The organism is uncultured Albimonas sp. (genome assembly GCF_963977235.1).
Classification (GTDB): Bacteria; Pseudomonadota; Alphaproteobacteria; order Rhodobacterales; family Rhodobacteraceae; genus Albimonas.
Genome location: NZ_CAXBOD010000133.1, coordinates 1 through 3,356, shown reverse-complemented (window position 1 = coordinate 3,356; position 3,356 = coordinate 1). Strand labels below are relative to the sequence as shown.

Annotated in this window: 2 protein-coding genes; both read left to right on the top strand. The window is 76.3% G+C overall.

Annotated elements, in window-relative coordinates; all coding sequences use genetic code 11:
- Window positions 1–435 precede the first annotated feature (435 nt).
- A complete protein-coding gene (locus tag AAC134_RS23660; protein WP_339952245.1) occupies window positions 436–1,482 on the top strand; it encodes an XdhC family protein in 1,047 nt (348 codons plus the stop codon).
- A 76-nt stretch (window positions 1,483–1,558) separates the two neighbouring features.
- Window positions 1,559–3,214, top strand: coding sequence for a molybdopterin-binding/glycosyltransferase family 2 protein (locus tag AAC134_RS23655; RefSeq protein WP_339952243.1), 1,656 nt, complete (start codon window positions 1,559–1,561; stop codon window positions 3,212–3,214).
- The last annotated feature ends 142 nt before the right edge of the window (window positions 3,215–3,356 follow it).

Below are 3,356 nucleotides of genomic sequence, written 5' to 3'. Positions count from 1 at the left end.
CTCCGCCACAAGCGCCCCGGCGCCACGCCAGCCGCCCGCGACAAGCGCCTGTTCTCCGGAGCCGTCTCTCGCTGATGCCGACCAGAGCGACTCTGCCCCCCCGGTCAAGGATCGCGAAGCGACCGCGCCTGCGCGGCTTGTCCTTGACCGGGGGGGCTGAGTCGCTCAGGCATCAGAAGCGAGAGGCGGCTCCGGAGAACAGGCGCGGGCCCTGTTCTTTGGTGAGTCAGGAGCCCGCCGGAGGCTCCCCCCCCTCGAACTCCCGGGCGCCCGCGCCCCACAGCCGCGACGCAGCCAAGCCCGCCCGCAGGGCGCCCCCGCCCACCGACGCATGCCGCACTGGCGCCCGGCGCCCCCTCGCCCTTATGTAGTCCCTTCAGGTCCCCGTCTCGCGCGGAGGCCATCTCACTCGCCCCGACCCCCCGGGAGGACGCCATGTCCGTCGCAGATCACGACCGCATCCCCGAAATCGCCCTCGACTGGATCGCCGCGGGCAAACGCGCCGCGCTCGCCACCGTGGTGCAGACCTGGGGCTCGGCCCCCCGCCCCGCCGGCTCCCAGCTGGTGATCTCGGCGGAGGGCGAGATCATGGGCTCGGTGTCCGGCGGCTGCGTCGAAGGCGCGGTGATGGTCGAGGCGATGGACGCGCTCGAAGACGGGACCTGCCGGATGCTGGAATTCGGGGTGTCGGACGACGAGGCCTTCGCCGTCGGCCTCGCCTGCGGCGGCACGATCCGGGTGATGGTCGAGCCGATCGGCGTCGGCCAGGGCCCCTCGGTCGCCGAAGTCCAGGCGCTGGTCGAGGCCCGCGCCGCCCGTCGCGCCGTCGCCTGGGCCGTCAACCCCGCAACCTGGGCCCGCGCGCTGCCCGACGGAACCGGCGAGGGCCCCCTGCAGGCCGAGGCCGCCGCCCGCCTGCGCACCGACCGCTCGGGCATGAGCGAGGACGGCTGGTTCCTGGGCGTCCACAACCCGCCCCTGCGGCTGGTGGTGGTGGGCGCGGTGCACATCGCCCAGGCGCTGCTGCCGATGGCCAAGGTCGCGGGCTACGAGGCGACGCTGGTCGATCCGCGCGACGCTTTCGGCTCGCAGGCCCGCTTCCCGGGCGAGACGATCTCGCACGACTGGCCCGACGAGGCGCTCGACGCCCTCGGCCTCGACGCGCGCACCGCGGTGATCACGCTGACCCATGATCCCAAGCTGGACGATCCGGCCATTGCCCGCGCGATCCGCTCGCCGATCTTCTATCTGGGCTGTCTGGGGTCGAAGAAGACCCACGCGCGGCGGGTGGCGCGGCTCGAGGCCGAGGGCTTCTCGGCCGAGGAGATCGCGCGCATCGACAGCCCGCTCGGCGCCGACATCGGCTCGGCCACGCCGGCCGAGATCGCCATCTCCGCGCTCGCCCAGATGACCGAGCGCCTGCGCCGCCCCGACACCCGCCCCGGCGCGAAGGCCTCCGCCCCCGCCCGGGACGCGGCCTGAGGGCGCGGGGGGTGGCGAGGATCGACCCGGGGTTCGAGCCGGGGCTCGGGGCGACGGCGTCCCGGGAGACGGGGGCATGAGGTTCGGCCGCCTGCCGCTGGACGAAGCTGCGGGGGCGATCCTGGCGCATTCCCTGACCGCCGCCGGCCGCCGCCTGAAGAAGGGCGCGCCGCTGAGCGCCGAGGACCTCGCCGCCCTGCGCGAGGCGGGGTTCGCGACCGTCACCGCCGCCCGCCTCGGCCCCGAGGACATTTCCGAGGACAAGGCCGCCGCGGCGCTGGCCGCGGCGCTGGCCCCCGACCCGCTGGCCGTGGGCGTCAGCCGCGGCGCCCCGTTCACGGGGCGCGCGAACCTGCACGCGCTCTCGACCGGGGTGCTGCGGGTGGACCGGGCGCGGATCGACGCGGCCAACGCGGTGAACGAGGCGATCACCGTCTCGACGCTCGCGGACTGGTCGCGCCTGGCCCCGCGGACCATGGTCGCGACCGTCAAGATCATCCCCTACGCCGCGCCCCGCGCGGCGGTGGAGCGGGCCGCGGCGATCCTCTCGGGCGCCGATCCCGCCGCGCCCGCCGCCGGCCCCGCCCTGCGCTGCCATCCCGTGCGCCTGCGCCGCGCCAGCCTCGCGCTGACCCATGTGCCCGGCATGAAGCCGCGCCTGCTCGACAAGGGGGCCGAGGCGCTGACCGCGCGGCTCGCCGCGCTGGGCATGTCGGTGGCCGACGAGGCGCGCACCCCCCACGAGGTCGAGGCCCTGGCCGAGGCCTTCCGGGCCGCGACCGGCGAGATGATCCTGGTGCTCGGCGGCTCGGCCCCCTCCGACCGGCGCGACGTGGCGCCGGCGGCGGTCGAGGCGGCGGGCGGTCGGCTGATCCGCTTCGGCATGCCGGTGGACCCCGGCAACCTGATGTTCCTGGGCGAGCTCGACGGCCGTCCGGTGCTGGGGATGCCCGGCTCCAGCCGCTCGACGGCGCTCTCGGGGACGGACTGGGTGCTCGAGAGGCTGGCCTGCGGGCTGGAGGTGGGCGCGGCCGACATCGCGGGGATGGGGGTGGGGGGCCTGCTGAAGGAGATTCCCTCGCGTCCCCAGCCCCGCGCCGGCGGCGCCGGCGCGGCCGAGGCGCCCAGCGTCGCCGCCCTGCTGCTGGCGGCGGGCGCGTCCTCGCGCATGCAGGGGCGCGACAAGCTGCTCGAGGAGGTGGAGGGCGAGCCGGTGCTGCGCCGCGCCGCCCGCGCGCTGGTCGAGAGCGGCGTCGAGGCCGTGATTGTGGTGCTGCGCCCGGACGACGCGGCGCGCCGGGCGGCGCTGGAGGGGCTGGAGGTGACTGTGGTCGAGAACCCCGAGGCGGCCGAGGGCATGGCCGCCTCGATCCGCCGCGGCCTCTCGGCGACGGCGCCCCAGATCGATGCGGTGCTGCTGGCGCTCGCCGACATGCCCGAGGTGACCTCGGCCCACGCCGACGCGCTGATCGCGGCCTTCGACCCGGCCCGCGGCGCGGCGATCTGCCGGGCGGCGGACGCGCAGGGGCGACCGGGCCACCCGGTGCTGTTCGGCCGACGGTTCTTCGAGAGCCTTGCCCGGCTCGCGGGCGACGAGGGCGCAAGGGACATCCTGCGGGCCAACGCCGACTTCGTGCGGCTGGTGAAGACGCAGGGGCGCGGCGCGCGCCTCGACCTCGACACGCCGGAGGCCTGGGCGGCCTGGCGGGCGGAGCAGACGCGCGGGGAGTGAACGTCGGCGGCGCGCGGCCTTCGGGACAGGAGGCGCCCTGCGGGCGGGCCTGGTCCGCTTGCAGGGTGAGCGCCCGGAATTCTGGCTGCGGGAGCCTCCGGCGGGCTCCTGACTCACCCAAGAACAGGGCCGCGCCTGTCCT

Coding starts and splice junctions, on each gene's coding strand:
- AAC134_RS23660 (WP_339952245.1), top strand. CDS start 436: ATGTCCGTCGCAGATCACGACCGCATCCCCGAAATCGCCCTCGACTGG.
- AAC134_RS23655 (WP_339952243.1), top strand. CDS start 1,559: ATGAGGTTCGGCCGCCTGCCGCTGGACGAAGCTGCGGGGGCGATCCTG.